Origin of the sequence: Streptomyces sp. NPDC050085 (assembly GCF_044460595.1) — a bacterium.
GTDB lineage: Bacteria > Actinomycetota > Actinomycetes > Streptomycetales > Streptomycetaceae > Streptomyces.
Genome location: NZ_JBITJZ010000001.1, coordinates 53,849 through 73,437, shown reverse-complemented (window position 1 = coordinate 73,437; position 19,589 = coordinate 53,849). Strand labels below are relative to the sequence as shown.

Genomic DNA, 19,589 nt, shown 5'->3' with positions numbered 1-19,589 from the left:
GCGCCGGCCGGGCCGACTCCTAGCGTGAGAGCCATGGAGGAAACAGAGAAGAAGATCCCGGGGACCAGCAGGCAGTTGCTCAGTTCGGTGCAGATGGCCCGCTTCGTGGCCCGCGGCGCCGTGCGCCTCGACGCGGTGGTGCCGCCGGAGATGAACGCGGAGGCGCTGCACGTCCTTGCGCACGGGGTGCCGCAGGTGCCGTACGGAACCCCCCTCGGCCAGGCCTTCGCCCCGGGGTCGTTCGTCGACCGACTGCTCCAACTGCCCCAGGTCGCGGGAGCGTTGCACAGCCTCGTCGGCCCGGGACCGACCGTCGACCACCACGCCGTGCACACCCGCGAGCCGCACGAGGGGCAGGCCCAGCCGCTGCACGCGGACGCCATCATCGACGTACGCCCCGACGCGTTCGACGTCCAGCTCATGTACTACCCGCAGGAGGTCACCCTGGAGATGGGCGGCACGCTCAGCGTGCCCGGCAGCCATCTTCGGCGCACCAACGAGTCCGACACCGGCCGCTACCAGAACCTGCGCGGCCAGGACCGCCTCGTCTGCCCGGCCGGGACCGTGGTGTTCCTGCACCATGGGATCTGGCACGGCGGCCGCCGCAACGACAGCGACATCGTCCGCTACATGTTCAAGATCCGCTTCAACCCGCAGGTGCGCCAGCGCCTCCTGTGGGACACGGCGGACCTCGACGACCCGCAGGTGCGCACGGAACTGGACGCGCACTTCCCGTGGTACGAGCACGCGACCGGCCGCCTGGAGCGCTACAACCGCGTCCTGCTGTGGCGGGAGCTGACCGGTGACGACGCCTTCGACCTCGACCACTGGGTGACCAGGGTCGGCAACCGCCCTCAGGAGCCCGCCGCATGACCGCCGCCGCGACGAACCAGACCCCGACGAACGCGACCCCGACGACCGCCACTCCGACGCTGCGGCAGCAGGTCCTGGTGCTGTACCTGGCCACCTCCGCCCTGGACTCCTGGGTCGTGGGCTGGTCCCGCTACGACGGGACCGGCCGCACCACCCCGACCGCGGGCGACAGTGACGAGCCGCCCTACGAGACCGGTGTCGCGGCCCTCCTCGACGGCTGGCGGCTGATCCAGGCCTCGCAGCTCGTCCCGCCGTCGCCGGGCCACGAGTACGACACCTCCTTCCTCAAGCACGAGTTCTTCTTCGAGCGCCTCGTCGACCTGCGGGATCCGGTCGAGGAGTGAGGCGAGGGCTCCCGGTCAGTACACGACGGCCAACCGCCGCTCCGGTTCGGGAGGTTGACGCCCGGCTTCGGGTCGAGTGCGTGGAGCCGAAGCCGGAGACCGCGTAGTACATGAGGTACGGGCCGCCGTGGTACGAGACGTCCGGTGCCCACGGGGCCTTCTCCGCCGAGTACGTCGACCACCACGACGGCAGGATGGTGAGCGCCGAGCCCGCCCGCCGGCCCTTGGGCTCGTTGCGGCGACCGGGGGTGGTGCTCGTGCGGCGGGCTCCATCGACGGGGTCGGTACGTGCGGCAGTCGCCGCAGCCTGGCCGAGAGGCTGCCGAGGCCGTGACACGGGGCCGAGGCCCGGTCGCCCGGAACGGCCCCGGCGCCCTCGGGTGCGGGCCCGCCGCGCCCAAGATGCGGCGATGACAGCGGTCGCCGAGACTGACCGCGTGAACGCCAACCTGCGGTCGGTCAGCTCGGAACCGACGTGCCACCCGGATCCGATCGCCCGGGACACCTTCGTGCTGGGCCCGCAGACGCCGCGGTGCCGGTAGTCGGGCCCGCTCATGCCGAACACGCTCAACGTCGCGGTCGTCGTCGGCACCCGGCCCGAGGCGATCAAGCTGTTGCCGGTGATCCGGGAGCTGAAGGCCAGCGAGGGGTTCCATCCGACCGTCATCTCGACCGGGCAGCACGAGAGGATGGTCCGTGAGGTCCTGGCACTCGGCGGGATCACCCCGGACATCGAGCTCGGGGTCGGATATCCGGGGATGCCGCTGAACGACCTGTTCACCGAGATCATGGACCGGTTCGACAAGGCCCTGCGCAAGAACTTCGGGCAGCCCCCGCAGCCGGGGCAGGGCAGGCTCGGCTCCGACCAGTACCCGGTCACCGTCCTGGTGCACGGCGACACCAGCTCGGCTGCGGCGGCCGCCCTTGCCGCGTTCCACCTGAGGCTGTCGGTGAACCACATCGAGGCGGGCATGCGGACGCACTCGACGCTGTCCCCGTTCCCGGAGGAACTCAACCGCCAGCTGATCGCCCGCCTGGCCGCGTTCCACCTGGCACCGACCACGCTCAGCAAGCAGAACCTGATCCGCGAGGGCATCGACTCCGACCGGATCCTCGTGACCGGCAACACCGGCATCGACGCGGTGCTCTGGGCCGCCGAGCAGCAGACCGACTACGGCGATCCGGTCCTCGACGCGCTCGACCCGCACACCCGCGTCGTCGTCGTGACCGCGCACCGCCGGGAGAACTGGGGCGAAGGACTGGTCGGCATCGGCCGCGGCGTCCAGCGCGCGGCGGCCGACCACCCCGACGTGCTGTTCGTCGTCCCGCTGCACCCCAACCCGATCGTCGCCGACACCCTGCGCCCGCTGCTCGCGCAGAGCTCCAACGTCCACGTGACCAGACCGATGGACTACGTACCGTTCGCCAGGCTGCTCAAGCGCGCGGTCCTGGCCATCAGCGATTCCGGCGGGATCCAGGAAGAGGCCCCCTCCCTCGGCACGCCGGTCCTGGTGACCCGGGACAACACCGAACGCACCTCGGGGCTCAACACCGGCACACTGCGCCTGGTCGGCACCGACCCGGACCGCATCGCCGCGGAGGCAGCGGTGCTCCTGGGCGACGAGCAGGCGCATCAGAAGATGGCCGAGGCACCGAACCCGTACGGCGACGGGCACGCGGCGCGTCGGATCGTGCAGGCCTTCGGGCACCTGACCTTCAACACCACGCCGCCGGTGCCGTTCGGGCACGGCTATCGGCGCTCGGCGGTCCTGGGCGCGGCGGGCCTGGCCCCGGACCGTACCTTCCTCGACCCGCTCGTCACCGACCCGCTCGTCACCGAGCCGCTCGTCACCGACCCGCCCGGCCCGGACCCGGTGTGACCAGCGCAGCCGCGTTCGACTTCTACGCCGGCGCGGGACCGGCCAGGGCCCTGCTGGTCCTGGCGCTGGCCATCATCGTCTTCGGCGTCGTCTGGACCGCGATGCTGTTCGCCGTCGCCTCCCGCCAGCGCCGGTACGACCGCAAGCGCCAGGCCGACGACCCGGGCACCGCATCTCCGTCGCTGTTGTGGGTGTTCGTGGTTCCGGCACTCAACGAGGAGGTGACGATCGCCGACAGCGTGCGCCGCCTGTTCGACCTCGATCTCGAGCGGCGCGTGGTGCTCGTGGTCGACGACGGCTCGCAGGACCGCACCCCGCAGGTCCTCGCCGAACTCGCGCGCCCCGGGCTCGTGGTGCTGCGCCGTGACCTGCCCGAGGCACGCAAGGGCAAGTCGGAGGCGCTGAACGACGCGTGGCGGCACATTCACGACACGGTGCTGACGCAGGGCCCGCATCGAGGGACGGGACCGGAGGAGGTGGTCGTGGTGATCGTGGACGCCGACGGCCGGCTGGACGCCGCCGCCCCCGCTCAGATCGCCCGCCGGTTCGCGGACCCGCGGGTCGGGGGCGTCCAGAGCCAGGTGACCATCTACAACCGCAAGGGCTTCCTCACCTGGTGCCAGGACGTCGAGTTCGCCGTCTACGGACGGCTCTACCAACTGGCGCGCAGCTTCTGGTTCATCGCCGACATGGGCGGCAACGGCCAGTTCAACCGGCTGTCCGCGCTCGACGAGATCGCCGGCACCGAGGGCCCGTGGCGCCCGGCGCTCACCGAGGACCAGGACCTGGGCCTTCGGCTGTACGGCGCGGGCTGGCGCAGCACGCACGAGTGGCGCGCGGGCGTCTCGCAGCAGGGGTTGAACAACTACCACCGCCTGTCGCGCCAGCGGACCCGCTGGTACCAGGGCAACCTCCAGGCACTGCGGCACCTGGGCGGCATCCTGCGGATGAAGGTCTCCTTCATCGTCCGGATCGACCTGCTCTGGTACATCACCCTGCCGCTCCAGCAGCTGATCGTGGCCGTCGCGCTGCCGGTGGCGGTGGCGCTCTGGTGCTTCGGTCATCTGCCGTTCTGGAACGGTCCGTTGTGGCTCATCATGCTCATCTACGGGCTCGCGTTCGGCACCGGCACGCTCGGCCTGCTGGCCCGCTCCGAGCCGATGCGCGTGCGCGACCTGCCGCTGGCGTTCCTGATGTCGATCCCGTACGCGCTGTACACCTGGCTGATCATTCCGAGCCTGTTCCGAGCCCTGTTCCGGCTGATCTTCCGCCGAGGCGGCTGGGTGAAGACGCCGCGAGAGGCGATCCCCGAGGCCGAGTGACGGGCTGCGTCGCCGGGGGTCACATGTCGGTGCAGTGCTCCACGCGCCACCGGTGGAACTGGTCCGGGCGGTTGGTGATGACGCCGTCCACGCCCCACGAGGTCACGTTCTGCCATTGGGGTTCGGTGTCGACGGTCCAGGTGTACACCTCGACGCCGGCCTCTTTGAGCTGCGCGATGACGGCGGGCCGGGTCGCGAGTGCGCTGGACTGGACCACGTAGGCGTCCAGGCCGAAGGCGCGGGCGGTGGCGACGGGATCGGCGTCGAGGGTCGAGCGGAGCAGGGCGACCTTGGTCTGCCAGGGGGAGGTGGCCGCGGCCCGCACGATGTTCTCGTCGAAGGACTGGAGTGTGGTGCGGTCGGTCATCCCGGCGTTGGCGACGAGCTCGAGGACCTTGTCGACCGCCGCGGAGGTCTGGGGGCCCTTCATCTCCAGCAGGAGCCGCACGGTCTTGGGCTTGAGGGAGGTCAGTACCTGCTGCAGGGTGGGGACGCGGCCGCCGCCGTCGATGGTGAGCTGGGCGATCTGTGCGGCGGTGAGCTGGTCGACGCGTCCGGTGCCGTTCGTCGTGCGGTCCACCGTGTCGTCGTGCATGATCACCGGCACGCCGTCCTTGGTGAACTGCACGTCGGTCTCGACCCAGTCCGCTCCGTGGTCAGCGGCGATGCCCAGGGCGGCGAGCGTGTTCTCCGGCGCGTTGGCGGGGCCTCCGCGGTGTCCCATCGCGTACGTGTCGGTGCAGCCGTAGACGACGGACGTGTCCCAGACGCGGATGGTGTCGACGCTTCCGGCGAAGTACTCCTGGAAGGTGCCCTGGTAGCGGACCCGGCCGATCTGGAGTCCGCCGGTGGCCTTCCACGGGGTGGTGAACGAGGCGGCGGTCTGGGGCTGGCCGTTGACGAACAGCTGGATCTTCTTGGCGGTGGCGTCGTAGACGCCGGTGAGTTGGGTCCACACGCCGGTCTCGGCGGTGCTGGTGCTCACGGAGCGCACGATCCCCGTGTCGTCGGTGTCCCGGCCGCGGAGTCGGCGCCATCGTCGACGCCGTCCTGGTGATCCCGGCCCTGGCGTGCAGCGCGTACCACTTCTACGAGCTGTCGCAGAAGCCGGCCGGCTCGCCGCGGAGCATCGCGATCGTGGAGGAGACCAGCAACCTCACCAATGACATCGCCCGTGTCAGCTACGCGGTGGCCGTCAACACGAAGGAGGTCCCCAAGGCGGTCGCGGTGGGCGTCATGGGCGTCGCCAACATCTGCACCGGCGGCCTCCAGATCGCCGAGTGCGCGATGGTCTGACGGCGCCGCTCGCCGCAGTGCTCCGTCACGTCGCGCTGCGTTCGCCGGCCTCCCGGTACTCGCGCTCCGTGGGCCGGTACGTCTCGTCCGGGCGTCCGGTACGCAGGAGTTCGCGCCACTGCTCGGTGCTCCACGCGTTGGGCGTGGTGGTGGCGATGAACTCCTGCAGCACCTGGAGGAACCGTGCGGGGTCGGCGTGGTGCGGGAAGTGCCCGGCGCCGGAGAAGATCTCGAGCCGGCTGCCGGGCATCGCCTCGTGCGCGGTGTGGGCGTGGGCGACGGGCAGCACGCTGTCCCGGTCGCCCCAGAGCAGGAGCGTGGGAATGCCCTGGGCCAGGTAGCAGCGGTCCAGCATGGTGACGACCTGGCCGCGCCAGTCGACGACGGCCCGCAGCGTACGCGTGAACGCGTTGCGGGAGTTCTGGTCGGGCAGGGCGTCGACCAGGTCGACGAGGTCCTCCGCGTCCACGCCGAGCCCGGTGTCGAGGAGTTGGAGGGCGCGGATGCACGCGTTGATCTGCAGGCGCGCGCCGGGCAGCTTCAACAGGCCGAGTCCGAGCCCCGCGCCGGGCAGGGTCGCCGCCCGCAGCACGGGGGTGACCCGGCGCCCGACGCCGCCGGTGGAGATCAGGACCAGTCGGTCGACGCGCTCGGGGAACTGGTACGCGAACTGCATCGCGACGCCGCCGCCGAAGGAGTGCCCGACGAGGGTGACGCGTTCGATGCCGACCACGCCGAGGAGGTCGCGCAGGCCGTTCGCGTACGCGGCGACCGAGTAGTCGGCGCGGGGCTTCGCCGAGTGACCGTGACCGAGCAGGTCGGGGGCGATGACGGTGTGCCGGCGCGCCAGGGTCTCGATGCAGTCCTCCCAGTGCGCGGAGCTCGCCCCGACGCCGTGGATGAGGAGCACCGCCGGTCCCTCACCGGTGATCCGGTAGGCGCGGCGGTAGCCGTGGACGGTGGAGAAGGCGAGCGTGCCTGCGGTGTCCGGCCCACGTGCGGCAGAGCCGCGGATCGGAATGATGTGCGCCATGTGTCCGGTCTCCCCGTGCGCGGTACGTCGAGTGTACGAAGCACGGCGCGGCGCGGGGTTTCACGGCGGTTGCGGATGGATTCCCTTCTTGCTTCACGTGCCGGGGACCCCCCCTCGGTCTCACTTCACGTACGTCCCGTAGTGCCGGTACAGCGTTCCCGTTCCGCCGAACTCCTTGAGCACCGCCGCCCACACCGCGTCGATGTGGGCGACCGCCTGTTCCTCCGTGAGCCACTCGGAGAAGCTCAGCACCTTCGTGCCGTCCAGGCTGACGTGCAGGTGCGCGGCCACCGCGCCGGGGTAGGCGCGGTCCTCGCCCTCGGTGCGTTCCTCCGACGCCAGCAGACCGTCGAGCCAGGCCCGGGCCGCGTCCTCGTCCGCGGTGTCGAAGAACGCGACGGGGAACGACTCGGGCACGGGGGCGGGTTCGGGCAGGGCGGTGCCCCGGACCGTGCGGTAGTGGCGGAAGGGCGTCGCCGTCGGCTCGGCCGATGCGGCCGCTCCGCGCTCGGCGTCCAGGCCGAGGCCGACGACGACCGGCCAGGCGGCCTCGGCCAGTTCGCGGTCCGACGCCCACTGCGTGTGGATCAGGACCGTGTCGCCCTGCCCTTCGAGGTAGACGGTCAGGGACGTCAGGCCCCGCGGCCACGCGGCGAGGTCCGCTGCGCGCAGGGCCACCGCCTCGGCCACCGCCCGCTGTCGGTCGGGGCCGTCGACGGGCACGGTCGTGACGAGCGCGACGGCGCTGTCGGGGCTGTCGAGGACGGGCCTTGCCGTGGCAGCGGTGTCGGTGGGCGACGAGGGGTGCGGCATCGGGAATCTGTCTCCTCAGGGCGAGCGAGGGCGGGGTGCACGGGACGGCTTCAAGTCTCCGGCGCAGGGCGGGCGCACCCCAAGTGCCGCTGTTTCAGGGCTTCGTGAGGTCGTTCGGGAGTTCGGACGGTTCGACAGGTTCCGGAAAGGCCTTCGTCAGGGCGTCCGGCGAGCGTCAACTCTTCGTCAGGAGCTGCTCGGTGAGCACCTCAAGGCGGGCGGCCGCCACGCCGTCGAAGCCGCGTGAGCCGACCTCGATCCGGTGGCCCTCCACGAAGGCGCTCAGCGGTTCGGCGGGCGGGTCGTCGATGGCGGCGACGATCGGCGGCAGCGCCGCCGAGACGGGCTTCGCGTGCCGCTGCATCGACTTGATGTGCTCGAGCGTCTCGGCGTCGTACTCGCCGGAGAAGCCGGTCGCGGTGACGCCGGGGTGGATGAGCACGTACCGGATGCCGGTGGTGGTGGCGTACCGGTCGGCGAACGCCACGCCGAGCAGGTCGTTGAGCTTTCCGCCCTGGCCGAGGGCGACGCCCCCGTGGTAGCCGCGCCGCAGTTGCAGATCGTCCCAGCGCACCACGCCCGGATCGGCGCCCGGGCCCGCGACGTTCACCACGACGGGCCGCTCGGCCTTGCGCAGCGACGCGACCAGGCCGTGCCCGAGGAGGTACCGGCTCAGATAGAAGAGGGCGAAGTTCTCCTCGTACCCTTCCCGCGTCAGTGTCCGGTCGGACCGGTAGTGGCGCGCGCAGAGCACGAGCGCGTCGACCGAGGGCGTCCGGCGCGCGATCTCCTCGATCGCCCCGCGGGTCCGTGCCAGCAGGCTCAGGTCGGCCGTGACGAAGTGCGCCCGCTCGGCGGCGCCGCGACGGCGGGCCCGCTCCAGGTACTGCTCGCCCTTGGCCGGGTCGCGGCCGATGACGAAGACCGTGTCGCCCCGCTCCACATACCGTTCGGCCAGGGCCTTTCCGATGCCGTCCGTACCGCCCGCGATGACCAGGGTGCTCACTGCTTCTCTCCTTGCGTCGCGACGGCGGGCCTGTCTTCTTCTGCGGCTACGTTCACGTCGTCGGGGTGGGTGGCGCCCTGCTGAGCCGGGGCGGGCGCCGGGCGGCCGGGCAGCTGCGTGGCGGCGAGCAGCGTCACGACGAGCGCGATGGTCACGGTCCACGCGGCCGCGTGGAATCCGCGCACGGCGTCGCCGTCACCGGCGGTCTGCACGACGAGCGCGACGGTCGCGATGCCGATCGAGGCGCCGAGCTGGTTGAGCATGTAGAGGACCGAACTGCCCTGAGGAACCAGGGCACTTGGGAGTGTCCGGTACAGGGACGCGATCGTCGGTGCGCCGACCGAACCGAGCCCGAGACCGAGAGTCAGTGCCGCGAGGGCGGTCAGCGCCTCGGGCGTGTGCGCGCCGGCCCGGGTGAGGGCGAACGCGCTCAGCCCGGCCACGGCGGCGCCCGCGAGCACCAGCGAGCGCGAGCCGAGACGGTCGGACAGCCGACCCGTCAGCGGCATCGAGACGGCCGACCCGACGCCGAGCGGAGCGAGCAGCAGGGCCGCCGCGAACGTGCCGTGTCCGCGGGCCTGTTGGTAGTAGAGCGGCAGCGCGAAGAGGCTGGCGAAGGTGGCGAGCCCGACGAGCGAGCCGACCGTGACGCTCGCCGAGAAGCTGCGCCGCTTGAACAGGCGCAGGTCGATGAGGGGCGCCGTGCGCCGGGCGCCGAGTGCGTGCACCGCGTACCCGGCGAGCAGCAGTGCGGCCGCGGCGAGCGGGACGAGGACCTGCCACACGGCGAACGCCGCGCGCTCGGCCGCCTGCGACAGGGCGAGGACACCGGCGGCGACGCCGGGGCCGATCAGGGCGAGCCCGGTGACGTCGAGGCGTACGGTCTCGGCCGTGGTGTCCGGCGCGTCCTTCGGCACGACCCGCAGGGCGAGCACGAGGGCGACGATCCCGATCGGGATGTTGACCAGGAACATCCAACGCCAGGCCAGGCCCTGGAGGATGATGCCGCCGATCACGGGCCCGAGCACGGGACCGCTGGAGCCCACCACGCCCATGAGACCCATGACGCGTCCGGCCCGCTCGGGGCCCGAGGCGCGGGCGAGCAGCGTGAGCATCAGCGGGTCGAGCAGACCCGCCCCCAGGCCCTGGACGACGCGGAAGACGATGAGGCTGGGCGCGTCCCAGGCGAGCCCCGAGCCGATGGACCCGGCGAGGAAGACGACGAGGCCGAGCAGCCACAGCCGCCGGCCGCCGAACCGGTCGACGGCCCAGGTGGTGACGGGGATGGAGACGGTGAGGGCCAGCAGGTAGCTGGTGGAGACCCAGCTCACCGTGGCCAGCGAGGTGCCCAGGTCGTGGGCCAGGGTGTCGGCGGCGACGGCGATCATCGAGCCGTCGAGGATCCCCATGATCCCGCCCAGCAGGATGACGCCGATCAGTCGCCGCAGCGCGGGATCGAGGCGCGCGTCGGGTGATTGCACCATGACTCTCTCTCCGAAAGGTCGAGCGGTGAGCGGTGGCCGCGTGCGTGATCGGACAGGGCGCCGACAGGGCGGCGCGGCCACATTGTACTGGCGGGTGCACTTTAGGGTTCTCAGCGGTCTGATTGCAATGGCGCGACTGATGGATTGCACTCTCTGGTGCAGTTCTCGAACCGGCCCGGTACGATGACGAAGTGACCGGAACGAGGACAGAGACCAAGGCGACCGCGGCCGCGAAGACGGCGAAGCCGTCCGGGCGGGCGGCGTCCCGCGGCCGCATCGACAAGCGCGAGGCGATCCTCGGCGCCGCGTTCACGGTGTTCGCCCACCGTGGCTACGCGCGCGCGTGCATGGAGGAGATCGCCGAAGTGGCGGGCGTCGCGAAGCACACCGTCTACAACCACCTCGGCGACAAGGAGAACGTCTTCCGCAGCGCCCTGGAGGCGGCCGCGGACACCGTCATGGGGGAAAACCTCGCTGTGGTCGAGGAGTTGACCGCGGATGCGAGCGGCGCCCCGTTCACGCCCGACCGTCTGCGCGAGACGCTGGAGGACGTCGCCCACCGGCTGCTCCTGCAGTGCTGCGACGAGCGCTCATGGGCGCTGCGACGCCTGCTGTACGCGGAAGTCGCACACTTCCCCGACCTGCTGGAGGTCGTGTGGGGCCGCGGCGCGGGCCGCCTCAAGCAGTCCCTCGCCGACCGGCTCGCCCGCCTGTCCCTCGCCGGACACCTGCGCCCGTGCGACCCCGCCGAGGCCGCGGAACAGCTCCTGGCACTCCTGACCGGCCCCATGGAGGCGCGGTCGCACCTGGGCACCCACCGGCTGCCCGAGGCCGAACTGCGTGCGGTGGGCGGCTCCGCCGTCCGCACCTTCCTCCTGGCCTACGGGCCCACGACCTGAACTCGCCCTGCACGCACGGCATTTGTGAACGCCGGTGAACACTCCTTTAAGGCGGCCGCCGCACCCTGTCGCGCCCCGGTTTTCGGTGGATCATCACAGCAGGCCCGACACGAGCGGGCCGGGCAGGGAGGCATCGTGCACGTCTTGATGGTGGGGACCCCGGCGGACGGTGCCGGCTCGCCGGCCGCGCGCCTCGAACGGCTCGGCCACGACGTCACCTGTGTCGCGACGGGCGGCGCGGCCCTCGGCCAGTACCGGGAGGCGGACCTCGTGCTGCTCGACCTGGACCTGCCGGACATCGACGGCCTGGAAGTGTGCCGACGCATCCGCGCCGCCACCCGGGTCCCGCTGATCGCGTTCACCGACAGCGGCACCGAACTGGACCGGGTGCTCGGGCTGCGGGCCGGTGCCGACGACTGTCTCGACAAGCCGTACGAATTCCGGGAGTTGGTGGCCCGCATCGAGGCCGTGACGCGTCGGACGCGGCCGCGGGAGTCGGCGCGGGAATCCCCGACCGTGGTCTCCATAGGCGGGCTCCGCGTCGATGCGGCATCCCGTGAAGTGCTGGTGTGGGGGCGTCAGGTCGACCTCACGCGCAAGGAATTCGACCTCCTCTACTATTTGGCCCGGCACTCCGAGAAGGTGGTCAGCCGGCAACGGCTGATGAAGGAGATATGGGGCGACGGGGGAGTGCGGGAGACCGGGGCACGCGCCAGTCGCACCGTGGACACCCATGTCAGCTCGCTGCGCGGCAAGTTGGGGGACAGGGCCTGGATCCGCACGGTGCGCGGCGTCGGCTTCCGGATCGGGCACGGGTGAGCAGCCAGGTGAACAGCAAGGTGAGCAGACAGGTGAGCAGACAGGTGAACAGCCCTTTCCCCGCGGATTTCCCGACCGATTTCTTGACAGTGAATTGTGAATAAGTGGTTGTTCCTCTGACGATCGCCGGGATCGATTCCGCCTAGAGTCGAGAGGCCAGCGTCCGCCAATTCAGCGACGGAGACCGTCAGATGACGTCCACTGATTCCCATTCGTCGGCCCGCTCCTCCTGCCCGTTCCTTGCCTCTGACTTCACTTCGGAACGCCTCGACCTCGACCCGGTGTACGCACGTCTGCGGCACTCGGAGCCGGTCAGCCGGGTCACCATGCCGCACGGCGGCGACGCCTGGTTGGTGACCCGCTACGACGACGTCCGTGCGGCGCTCGCCGATCCGCGGCTGAGCCGGGCCGCCGCCGTCGGCAAGGACGTGCCCCGCTCCAGCCCGCTCATCCAGCACCCCGAGTCGCTGCTCAGCATGGACCCGCCGGAGCACACCAGGCTGCGCAGGCTGGCCGCCAAGGCGTTCACCGTGCGCCAGGTCGAGGCTGTACGCCCCCGGGTGCAGGCGATCGTCGACGGGCTCGTCGACCGCATCGAGGAGACCGGCGCGCCCGCCGACCTGGCGGGCGGACTCGCCTGGCCGATGGGGATCACCGTGATCTGCGAGACGTTCGGCATCCCGGAGGAGGACCGGGACGACTTCCGGTCCTGGACCGACCGGATGATGGCCCTCACCGTGGCCGACCCGACCGTCATCGAGGCCGCGCGGGCCAGCCTCGACGCGTATCTGCGCGAGCTGATAGCCCGGCGCATCGCCGAGCCGGGCGACGACCTGCTCAGCCGGCTGGTCACGGCGCGCGAGGGAGAGGACCAGCTCACCGAGGCCGAACTGGCCATCTTCGCCGTCGACCTGCTCACCGCGGGCCATGAGACCACCGCCAACCAGACGGGCAACTTCCTGTTCACGCTGCTGTCCAGGCCCGCTCTGTGGGACAGCCTCGTCGAGGACCCGGGGCTCGTACCGGCGGCCGTGGAGGAGCTGCTGCGCATCACGCCGCTCGCCACCAGCGTCGCGCCGTTCTCGCGGATCGCCGTCGAGGACTTCGAGTTCGGCGGCGAGCTGATCCGCACCGGTGACGCCGTCGTCGCACAGAACGACTCCGCCAACCGGGACGAGACGGTCTTCGAGCGGCCCGAGGAGATCGACTTCACCCGCGAGCACAATCCGCACCTCGCCTTCGGGCACGGCGCCCACCACTGCCCGGCGGCCCCGCTCGCCCGCCTCGAACTGCGCATCGCCCTCGACACGTTGGTGCGCCGGCTGCCCGGGCTGCGCCTCGCGGTGCCGGTCGACGAGGTCGTGTGGCAGAGCAACCGCGTGATGCGCGGGGTGAAGGAACTGCCCGTGAAGTGGTGACCCGCAGGACACAGAGCGGCGGCGCGGTGCCCCTCCCGGACGAGAGGGCACCGCGCCGCCGCCGTCCGTCAGCGGAACGCCGCCGCGTGCTCCCTGGCCCACGCCGCGAACGACACCGCACCGTGCCCGAGCACCCGCTCCACATCCGGCAGCGGAGCCTGCGGGCGGCCGTCCCGCTCCCTCTGGTAGTCGAGCAGGACGTCGGCGATCGCCTCCGGCAGCACCGCGGTCAGCTGTGCACGCTGCTCCGCGCGGTCGACCCGCTCCACGACGACGGGCACCCCTGCGGCCGTCGCGATCAGCTCCGCCTGCCGCCGCGCGGACAGCGACTCGGGCCCGGTGAGCCGCAGGACCTCCCCGCGACGGTCCTCGTCGAGCAGCGCCCGCGTGCTCACCGCGGCGACGTCGGCCTCGTGGACGGGCTCGCTGTACGTGTCGGGGTAGGCGAGGCGCAGGCTCTGCCCCGCTCGGATCGACGGCGCCCACTGCAGCGCGTTGGTGGCGAGCGCACCGGCCCGTACGAACGTCCAGCCGAGCCCGGAGGACCGCAGGGCGTCCTCGACCGCCCGGTGCTGGCGGGCGATGGGGCTGTGCTCGGCGCCGTCGGCGTCGATCGCCAGCGACGAGAAGAGGACCACGTCGGTGACGCCCGCGTCCTCGGCCTCCCGGACGAACCGCTCGGCGGTGTCGGGGCGCGCGTACAGGAAGACCTTGCGGATCCCCTTCAGCGCCGGGGCGAAGGTGCCGGGCGCCGCCAGGTCGAGGTGGACGGGCGGTTCGCCGGGGAGCTCCGCGGCCGCGTCCGGGCGGGCGCTTGCGGGCCGCACCTCCGCGCCCGCGTCCCGCAGTTGCCGCAGCACGGCGGCTCCGACGCGGCCGCGCACTCCGGTCACCAGGATGGTCATGAAGGGCTCCTGTCGTGGTCGGCGACGGGCTGTCGCGTGTCGATGCCGTGGTGCAGGTGGAACCGCTTGAATCCGATGGGGCGCACCCCAGGGGTGGCACCCGTGGCCGCCAGGGTCGCGCGCCGGGTGGCGCCCGCGAGGAACGCCTCGTGGGCCGCGTCGTCCGTCCACTGCGCGTAGTTGAGGACCCGCGTGCCGTCGGTGCTGGCGTGGAAGTGGGCGCTGAGCATGCCGCGGTGCTGATCGGCGGGGGCGCCCTCCAGGGCGCCGACCACGGACTCGATGATGCGCTCCTGCCGGTCGGCGCCGTCCACGTCGAAGGTCGCCACCACCGCACAACCGGGCGGCTGCGCAGAGGAGTTGAGGACGACGTTGCGGCGCAGCCGGTACTCCACCGGTTCGGCGCGGGCGGCACCGCGCAGCGCCCGCACGAACGGGCGGTACGCGTCCGGGTGCCGCGCCTGTACGTAGGTGAGGACCGTGTCCTCGTCGGTGTTCAGGTAGGCGTGGAAGGCGACGACGCCGTCGGGCAGTCCGGCGGCCCGCCACTGGCCCGCGACCTCGTCGAGCAGCATCGTCCCGCGGGCCCGGTCGGGCACGTACCACTGCGTGACGAAGACGGCGTGCGCGTCGGGCCGGGCGATGTCCGGGCCCACCGGCGCGGGCAGCGTGTCACGTCCCATAGGGGTGCTCCTGCCGTGCGCTGCGCAACGCGCGTCCCCACCACACGAGTTGGTCGATCAGTGTCTTCGCCGCGGTGTCCGCCGTGTCGTCGTCGAGGATGTCCGCCGAGGCGTCGAAACGCTCCCACGCGGTGTGGAAGCTGACGGTCTCGCGCACCGTCACGGCGTGCAGCTCGGCGAAGACCTGACGCAGGTGCTCCACGGCGCGCAGCCCGCCACTCAGACCCCCGTAGGAGACGAAGCCGACGGGCTTGGCCGCCCATTCGGTGAGGAACCAGTCGAGCACGTTCTTCAGCGAGGCCGGGAAGCTGTGGTTGTACTCCGGCGTCACCACCACGTACGCGTCGGCGCCGTCGAGCACGGCACGCAGTGCGTCACGGACCGCGGCCGTCTCCGGCGGCGGCTCGTGGCCCGGTTCGGGCAGCGTCACGGGCAGCGGCACCTCGCGCAGGTCGACCGGGTGGACGGCCAGGTCGGGGCGGGTGCGCGCCCGCGCGGTGAACCAGTCGGCGACGGCCGGGCCGAGCCGTCCGTCGCGGACGCTGGCCGTGATGACGACCAGGGAGAGGGGCGGGTGCGGTGCGGTCACGTTCGAACCTTTCGGGAGGCGGTGAACAGTGGGGGCAGGGCCGCCGCGAGACCGACGGCGGCGACGGCGGCGATCGGGGCGAGCACCGGCCGGCCGTCGTGTCCGGCGGTCAGCAGCGCCCCGGTCAGCGGCAACAGCACGACGGCGCCGAACTGCACGGCCGCCTGGTAGGCGCGGATCGCGGCCGGCCGGTCCTCGGCGGCGACCGCCGATGCGGCCCGCATGTTGAGCGCGGCGAAGGACAGCACGAAGCCCGCGCCGACGAGGAGGAGCACGGGCAGCACATCGGTGACGTACGACGTGAAGCGCGGGCGGGCGAGCAACAGTGCGCAACCGGCGAGCGGGGCCGCGGCGCCGAGCGCGATCAGCCGCTCGATGCCCCAGCGCGCCGTCAGCCGTGCGGCGAAGGGCAGAGTGACGGCGAGCGGTACACAGGCGGGCAGCAGGGCCAGCGCGTTGAGCCACGGCGTCCACCCGAGGCGCTCCTGCACCTGAAGGGTGATCAGGAACAACACGCTGTGATACGTGCCGTTCAGCGTCGCCGCGCCGATCGCCGTCCGCAGCAGCGGGCCGCCGCGCAGCAGCCGCAGCGCCGGACGGGCGGGCGCCGCGGGGCCCCGGTCGGCCGGCAGCACCCGCAGCCCGAGCACCAGCAGGAGCAGCGCGAGCGGTGCCGGGAACCACAGGGTCCAGCGCCAACTGCCCTGCAGCAGCGCCCCGGACAGCAGAAGACCGGCCGTGAACCCCGCCGCCCCGCACAACGAGTACACGGACACCGCACGGCGCTGGCGGGGGCCGTCCGGGAACGCGGTGGCGATGATGGAGAGCCCGGCCGGGGCGGTCAGCGCCGCGCAGACGCCCTTGACGACCCGCGTGGCGATGAGCAGCGCCGGGCCGTCGGCCAGTCCGCCGACGAGGGAGGCCGCGGCGAACGCGGGCATCGCCGCCAGGTACACCCGCCGCGTCCCGAGCCGCGCCACGAGCCGCGCCCCCAGCAGCAGCGCGGCGGCGAAGCCGAGGGCGAAACCGCTCATCAGCCACTGCACGGTCCACGCGGACAGGCCCAACCGCGCGCGGATGTCCGGCAGGGCCACCAGGACGACCGAGACCTCGATCGCGTCGAGGATCATGTTGGCGGACAGGATCAGCAGAACCGCTCGGTGCCGTACGTCCCAAGTGCCCGCAGAAACCGGGGAGTTGACTGCCTGCGCCGGGGCTTCGCCGGTCATGGGGTGCCGGGGGCGAGGAGCGGCGGCAGCTTCTCGGTGATCAGCTCGATGTTCTCGGCGACCAGGTCGTCCGGCATCCCCGCGATGCTCGCCCAGAAGATGAGATGACGCACCGGCAGCCCCGCCGTGAGCTCCTTGATCCGGGCGGCGGCGTCCTCGGGGGTGAGGATGTCGAGCAGGCCCCGGGTGTCCTCGGCGTCCGGGTCGCGCAGGTCCCGCAGCGTCAGCGGCGGCGGCCCTGCCTGGCCCGTCCCGTGCAGGGCGCCCTGCCGATAGGAGTTGACCTGGTGGAGCAGGTGCGGGCCGACGCGCTGCCAGGCCGCCTCCGGGTCGGTGGAGAGGATGATCGGCAGCAGGTCGGAGACCCGGGCGGACTCGGGCGGATGCCCGCCCTCCTCGAGGCCCTGCACATAGTGCTCGTGGATCGTGCGGGAGATGTGCAGCAGCCCGAGGCCGAGCCGCCCGGCGATGCGCGCGCCGCGCGGCCCGTAGAACCCGCCCCACACCGGCGGCGGGTCCTGGATCGGCCCCGGGGTGATCGCCCCCTCCCGCCACAGGCGCAGGATCTCGGCGATGTTCTCCTCGGTGTGCTGGAAGCGGCGCCCGAACTCGGCGCCGAACAGGGCGTATTCGGGCCGCCTGTACCCCGCACCGAGGCCGAGTTCGAGGCGCCCGCCGCTGATCAGATCGACCAGCGCGGCCTGCTCGGCGAGGTCCACCGGATGGTGCAGCGCGGGCAGCACGACGGACGTGCCGATCCGGGCGTCGCGCGTGCGGGCCGCGACCGCGGCGGCGAACGTCAGCGGCTGCGGCAGGTAGCCGTCGTCGAAGAGGTGGTGCTCGGTGAACCACAGTCCGCCGACGCCGCGCCGGTCCGCCTCCTCGCACAGCTCCAGGGTGTGCGCGTAGTGATCGGCCCAAGGACGGTGCCACGCCCCGGGGTTGCGCAGGTCGAAGAGGAGTCCGACGTCCACGGTGTGCTGCTCCTCCTGTGAGGGCTCGGGCGGCCGGGTCATCCGAGCAGGGTCCCGCCACTGGCGTCGATGAAGGCCCCGGTGATCCAGCGGGCCTCGTCGGTGGCGAGGAACGTCACCACGTCCGCGACGTCACCGGCCTCGCCGACCCGGTTGAACGCGGAGAGCGCCGCCATCTGTTCGACCGCTTCGGGGATGTCGAACACCGCGCTGCCGTTGTTGGTGATGCCGGGCGCCACGCTGTTGATGGTGATGCCGCGCGGCGCCAGTTGGCGGGCCAGGTGCAGGGTCAGCTGCTCGATGGCGCCCTTCGTCATCGCGTAGGCGACCTGGTCGGGGTTGGCGACGCGGGTGAGACCGGAGGAGATGTTGATGACGCGGCCGCCCTCGGGTATCTGCGGCAGGGCGCGCTGCAGAAGGAAGTACGGGGCCTTCGCGTTGACGGCGAAGAACCGGTCGAACTGCTCCGGGGTGACGTCCTGCGGCGGGATGCCGCTCTGGGAGGTCTCCCCGGCGTTGTTGACGACGATGTCGAGCGTGGTCGAGCCCGTGCGTTCCTTCAGGCCCTGTTCGAGGCCGAGGAAGAGTTCGTGGACGTCGCCGGGGACGCCGAGTTCGGCGCGGACGGTGAAGGCGCGGCCGCCGTCCTTCTCGATGAGCGTGCGGGTCTCGTCGGCGGCGGCTTCGTTGCCGGCGTAGTGCACGGCGACGAGCGCGCCCTCGCGGGCCAGGCGCTGGGCGATGGCGCGGCCGATGCCGCGGCTGGAGCCGGTGACGAGCGCGGTCTTGCCGGTGAGGCGGGTCATGCGGCAACTCCTGGTTCGTTACGGGGGTTTGACGGCGCGAGGACGTCGGCCTCGGCGTCGACGCCGCTGATGGTGCGGGCGAGATGGCCGACCGCCGTGTCGAGGCCGAGCAGTTCGGCGAGGACCGCGCGCAGCCCTTCCACCTCCGGGCCGCCGAGCAGCAGCCGGGACTGGGCGCGGATGCCGGTGAGGGTGCGGGCGCCGACGCGGTGGCGCAGCCGGTCGTAGTCGTCGAGCTCCGGGCCTTCGGTCCGGCCGGTGAGGTGGTCGGCGAGCCGGTGGCCGAGGGCGGCGGCGTCCTGCAGCCCGAGGTTGAGGGCCTGGCCGCCGACCGGCATCTGGACGTGCGCGGCGTCGCCCGAGAGGATCACGCGCCCCTTGACGTAGCGGGCGGCCTGGCGGCTGGTGTCGTCGAAGGCGTTCAGCCACACGGGCGTGCCGTGCCCGATGTCCTCGCCGGTGACCTTCGCCCAGGCGGCGACGACTTCGCCGAACGAGGGCGGCCCGGTGCGCGGGGCGGGCTCGCTGCCGTGCACGCGCACCATGATCCGGGTCGTGCCGTCGGGCCAGCGGTGGGCGGTGGCCAGACCGTGCGGGTGGCGCTCGAAGCGGCGGTTGGGCACGCCGATGCCCGCGACGTCCGCGCGGAGCATCTCCACGGTGGGGTCGTCGCCGGGGAAGTCGAACCCGGCCAGCTGGCGCACGGTGCTGCGCTCGCCGTCGCAGCCCACGACGTACGAGGCGGCCAACCGCCGTACCTCGCCCCCGAGTTGGATGCCGGAGACGACGACCCGGTCCGCGTACTGGCGCAGTCCGGTGACGGCGTGGCCGCGCCGCACCTGGGCGCCGAGACCGGTCGCCCAGGCGTGCAGTGCCGCTTCGAGACGGGTCTGCGGGCACTTGAACTGGCCCGCGTACCGGTGCCCCGGGGCGGCGGCCCGCAGGTCGAGCGGGAGGCCGCCGAAGTGTCCGGGGCCGCCGTCGGGGAGCGGGCCCAGCCGGGCCAACAGGCCGCGCTCTTCGAGGAGTTCCATGGTGCGCGTGTGCAGGGTGGAGGCGCGGGACTCGGTGGTCGGCGCGGTGAGCTGTTCGAGGACGGTGACCTGGACACCGGCGCGGCGCAGGTCACCGGCGAGCAGCAGGCCCACGGGACCGGCGCCCACCACGATGACGTCGGTCGACTCGGGTCCGCCGGAGGGGAGGGCCGCGGTCATGG

Annotated in this window: 20 protein-coding genes; 8 read left to right on the top strand and 12 right to left on the bottom strand. The window is 72.3% G+C overall.

Annotated elements, in window-relative coordinates:
- Positions 1–33 precede the first annotated feature (33 nt).
- The 4 genes from ACIBUY_RS00325 to ACIBUY_RS00310 all read left to right on the top strand — a co-directional run bounded on the left by ACIBUY_RS00325 (position 34) and on the right by ACIBUY_RS00310 (position 4,419).
- Positions 34–873 carry a phytanoyl-CoA dioxygenase family protein gene (locus tag ACIBUY_RS00325; RefSeq protein WP_399151241.1) on the top strand — a complete coding sequence of 280 codons (840 nt, stop codon included), beginning with the start codon at positions 34–36 and terminating at the stop codon, positions 871–873.
- 59 nt (positions 874–932) lie between these two features.
- Positions 933–1,217: a hypothetical protein gene (locus ACIBUY_RS00320; RefSeq protein WP_365562676.1), complete on the top strand. Its 285-nt coding sequence runs from the start codon at positions 933–935 to the stop codon at positions 1,215–1,217.
- 554 nt (positions 1,218–1,771) lie between these two features.
- Complete coding sequence (wecB, locus tag ACIBUY_RS00315; protein WP_399151240.1) at positions 1,772–3,097, top strand: non-hydrolyzing UDP-N-acetylglucosamine 2-epimerase; 1,326 nt, start codon at positions 1,772–1,774, stop codon at positions 3,095–3,097.
- Positions 3,094–4,419, top strand: a complete 1,326-nt coding sequence (locus ACIBUY_RS00310; RefSeq protein ID WP_399151239.1) for a glycosyltransferase — start codon at positions 3,094–3,096, stop codon at positions 4,417–4,419. The genes wecB and ACIBUY_RS00310 overlap by 4 nt, the downstream gene beginning before the upstream one ends.
- A 19-nt stretch (positions 4,420–4,438) precedes the next feature.
- Here the strand turns inward: ACIBUY_RS00310 and ACIBUY_RS00305 are convergent, their stop codons facing one another.
- Positions 4,439–5,413 (bottom strand): glycerophosphodiester phosphodiesterase family protein, encoded by a 975-nt coding sequence (locus tag ACIBUY_RS00305; RefSeq protein WP_365562510.1) that lies wholly within the window; start codon positions 5,411–5,413, stop codon positions 4,439–4,441.
- Positions 5,414–5,472: 59 nt separating this feature from the next.
- Between ACIBUY_RS00305 and ACIBUY_RS00300 the strand changes: the two genes are divergently transcribed.
- Complete coding sequence (locus ACIBUY_RS00300; protein ID WP_399151238.1) at positions 5,473–5,715, top strand: hypothetical protein; 243 nt, start codon at positions 5,473–5,475, stop codon at positions 5,713–5,715.
- 25 nt (positions 5,716–5,740) lie between these two features.
- Here ACIBUY_RS00300 and ACIBUY_RS00295 read toward each other — a convergent pair whose 3' ends face one another.
- The 4 genes from ACIBUY_RS00295 to ACIBUY_RS00280 all read right to left on the bottom strand — a co-directional run bounded on the left by ACIBUY_RS00295 (position 5,741) and on the right by ACIBUY_RS00280 (position 10,051).
- A complete protein-coding gene (locus ACIBUY_RS00295) occupies positions 5,741–6,748 on the bottom strand; it encodes an alpha/beta hydrolase (protein ID WP_365562516.1) in 1,008 nt (335 codons plus the stop codon).
- 120 nt (positions 6,749–6,868) lie between these two features.
- Positions 6,869–7,561, bottom strand: coding sequence for a hypothetical protein (locus ACIBUY_RS00290; protein ID WP_365562519.1), 693 nt, complete (start codon positions 7,559–7,561; stop codon positions 6,869–6,871).
- Positions 7,562–7,736: 175 nt separating this feature from the next.
- The gene (locus tag ACIBUY_RS00285; RefSeq protein ID WP_399151237.1) at positions 7,737–8,567 is read right to left on the bottom strand and encodes an SDR family NAD(P)-dependent oxidoreductase; all 831 of its coding nucleotides are present in this window, start codon (positions 8,565–8,567) and stop codon (positions 7,737–7,739) included.
- A complete protein-coding gene (locus ACIBUY_RS00280; RefSeq protein WP_399151236.1) occupies positions 8,564–10,051 on the bottom strand; it encodes a DHA2 family efflux MFS transporter permease subunit in 1,488 nt (495 codons plus the stop codon). The genes ACIBUY_RS00285 and ACIBUY_RS00280 overlap by 4 nt, the downstream gene beginning before the upstream one ends.
- Before the next feature lie 191 nt (positions 10,052–10,242).
- Between ACIBUY_RS00280 and ACIBUY_RS00275 the strand changes: the two genes are divergently transcribed.
- From ACIBUY_RS00275 to ACIBUY_RS00265, 3 genes are all read left to right on the top strand, one after another.
- On the top strand, positions 10,243–10,950 hold the full coding sequence (locus ACIBUY_RS00275) for a TetR/AcrR family transcriptional regulator (RefSeq protein WP_399151235.1): 708 nt from the start codon (positions 10,243–10,245) through the stop codon (positions 10,948–10,950).
- A gap of 147 nt (positions 10,951–11,097) precedes the next feature.
- On the top strand, positions 11,098–11,769 hold the full coding sequence (locus tag ACIBUY_RS00270) for a response regulator transcription factor (RefSeq protein WP_365562677.1): 672 nt from the start codon (positions 11,098–11,100) through the stop codon (positions 11,767–11,769).
- 191 nt (positions 11,770–11,960) lie between these two features.
- Positions 11,961–13,187, top strand: a complete 1,227-nt coding sequence (locus tag ACIBUY_RS00265) for a cytochrome P450 (RefSeq protein ID WP_365562531.1) — start codon at positions 11,961–11,963, stop codon at positions 13,185–13,187.
- A gap of 68 nt (positions 13,188–13,255) precedes the next feature.
- Here the strand turns inward: ACIBUY_RS00265 and ACIBUY_RS00260 are convergent, their stop codons facing one another.
- Genes ACIBUY_RS00260 through ACIBUY_RS00230 form a run of 7 tightly spaced genes read right to left on the bottom strand, consistent with a single transcriptional unit; the run spans position 13,256 to position 19,587 of the window.
- Positions 13,256–14,092, bottom strand: coding sequence for an NAD(P)H-binding protein (locus tag ACIBUY_RS00260; protein ID WP_399151234.1), 837 nt, complete (start codon positions 14,090–14,092; stop codon positions 13,256–13,258).
- Entirely contained in the window at positions 14,089–14,775 is a 687-nt protein-coding gene (locus tag ACIBUY_RS00255) for an antibiotic biosynthesis monooxygenase (RefSeq protein WP_365562536.1), read from the bottom strand. The genes ACIBUY_RS00260 and ACIBUY_RS00255 overlap by 4 nt, the downstream gene beginning before the upstream one ends.
- Positions 14,765–15,364 (bottom strand): NAD(P)H-dependent oxidoreductase, encoded by a 600-nt coding sequence (locus ACIBUY_RS00250; protein WP_365562538.1) that lies wholly within the window; start codon positions 15,362–15,364, stop codon positions 14,765–14,767. Before ACIBUY_RS00250 ends, ACIBUY_RS00255 begins: the two co-directional genes overlap by 11 nt.
- Positions 15,361–16,593 carry an MFS transporter gene (locus ACIBUY_RS00245; protein WP_399151233.1) on the bottom strand — a complete coding sequence of 411 codons (1,233 nt, stop codon included), beginning with the start codon at positions 16,591–16,593 and terminating at the stop codon, positions 15,361–15,363. The genes ACIBUY_RS00250 and ACIBUY_RS00245 overlap by 4 nt, the downstream gene beginning before the upstream one ends.
- The gene (locus ACIBUY_RS00240; protein ID WP_399151232.1) at positions 16,590–17,609 is read right to left on the bottom strand and encodes an LLM class flavin-dependent oxidoreductase; all 1,020 of its coding nucleotides are present in this window, start codon (positions 17,607–17,609) and stop codon (positions 16,590–16,592) included. Before ACIBUY_RS00240 ends, ACIBUY_RS00245 begins: the two co-directional genes overlap by 4 nt.
- Positions 17,606–18,373: an SDR family NAD(P)-dependent oxidoreductase gene (locus ACIBUY_RS00235; protein ID WP_399151231.1), complete on the bottom strand. Its 768-nt coding sequence runs from the start codon at positions 18,371–18,373 to the stop codon at positions 17,606–17,608. Before ACIBUY_RS00235 ends, ACIBUY_RS00240 begins: the two co-directional genes overlap by 4 nt.
- Positions 18,370–19,587: an FAD-dependent monooxygenase gene (locus ACIBUY_RS00230; RefSeq protein WP_399151230.1), complete on the bottom strand. Its 1,218-nt coding sequence runs from the start codon at positions 19,585–19,587 to the stop codon at positions 18,370–18,372. Before ACIBUY_RS00230 ends, ACIBUY_RS00235 begins: the two co-directional genes overlap by 4 nt.
- Positions 19,588–19,589 lie beyond the last annotated feature (2 nt).

Bases quoted from the DNA above. Each gene is read 5' to 3' on its own strand.
- ACIBUY_RS00260 (WP_399151234.1), bottom strand. From the start codon at position 14,092: ATGACCATCCTGGTGACCGGAGTGCGCGGCCGCGTCGGAGCCGCCGTG.
- ACIBUY_RS00255 (WP_365562536.1), bottom strand. From the start codon at position 14,775: ATGGGACGTGACACGCTGCCCGCGCCGGTGGGCCCGGACATCGCCCGG.
- ACIBUY_RS00265 (WP_365562531.1), top strand. From the start codon at position 11,961: ATGACGTCCACTGATTCCCATTCGTCGGCCCGCTCCTCCTGCCCGTTC.
- ACIBUY_RS00240 (WP_399151232.1), bottom strand. From the start codon at position 17,609: ATGACCCGGCCGCCCGAGCCCTCACAGGAGGAGCAGCACACCGTGGAC.
- ACIBUY_RS00280 (WP_399151236.1), bottom strand. From the start codon at position 10,051: ATGGTGCAATCACCCGACGCGCGCCTCGATCCCGCGCTGCGGCGACTG.
- ACIBUY_RS00245 (WP_399151233.1), bottom strand. From the start codon at position 16,593: ATGACCGGCGAAGCCCCGGCGCAGGCAGTCAACTCCCCGGTTTCTGCG.
- ACIBUY_RS00290 (WP_365562519.1), bottom strand. From the start codon at position 7,561: ATGCCGCACCCCTCGTCGCCCACCGACACCGCTGCCACGGCAAGGCCC.
- ACIBUY_RS00230 (WP_399151230.1), bottom strand. From the start codon at position 19,587: ATGACCGCGGCCCTCCCCTCCGGCGGACCCGAGTCGACCGACGTCATC.
- wecB (WP_399151240.1), top strand. From the start codon at position 1,772: ATGCCGAACACGCTCAACGTCGCGGTCGTCGTCGGCACCCGGCCCGAG.
- ACIBUY_RS00270 (WP_365562677.1), top strand. From the start codon at position 11,098: ATGGTGGGGACCCCGGCGGACGGTGCCGGCTCGCCGGCCGCGCGCCTC.
- ACIBUY_RS00325 (WP_399151241.1), top strand. From the start codon at position 34: ATGGAGGAAACAGAGAAGAAGATCCCGGGGACCAGCAGGCAGTTGCTC.
- ACIBUY_RS00235 (WP_399151231.1), bottom strand. From the start codon at position 18,373: ATGACCCGCCTCACCGGCAAGACCGCGCTCGTCACCGGCTCCAGCCGC.
- ACIBUY_RS00295 (WP_365562516.1), bottom strand. From the start codon at position 6,748: ATGGCGCACATCATTCCGATCCGCGGCTCTGCCGCACGTGGGCCGGAC.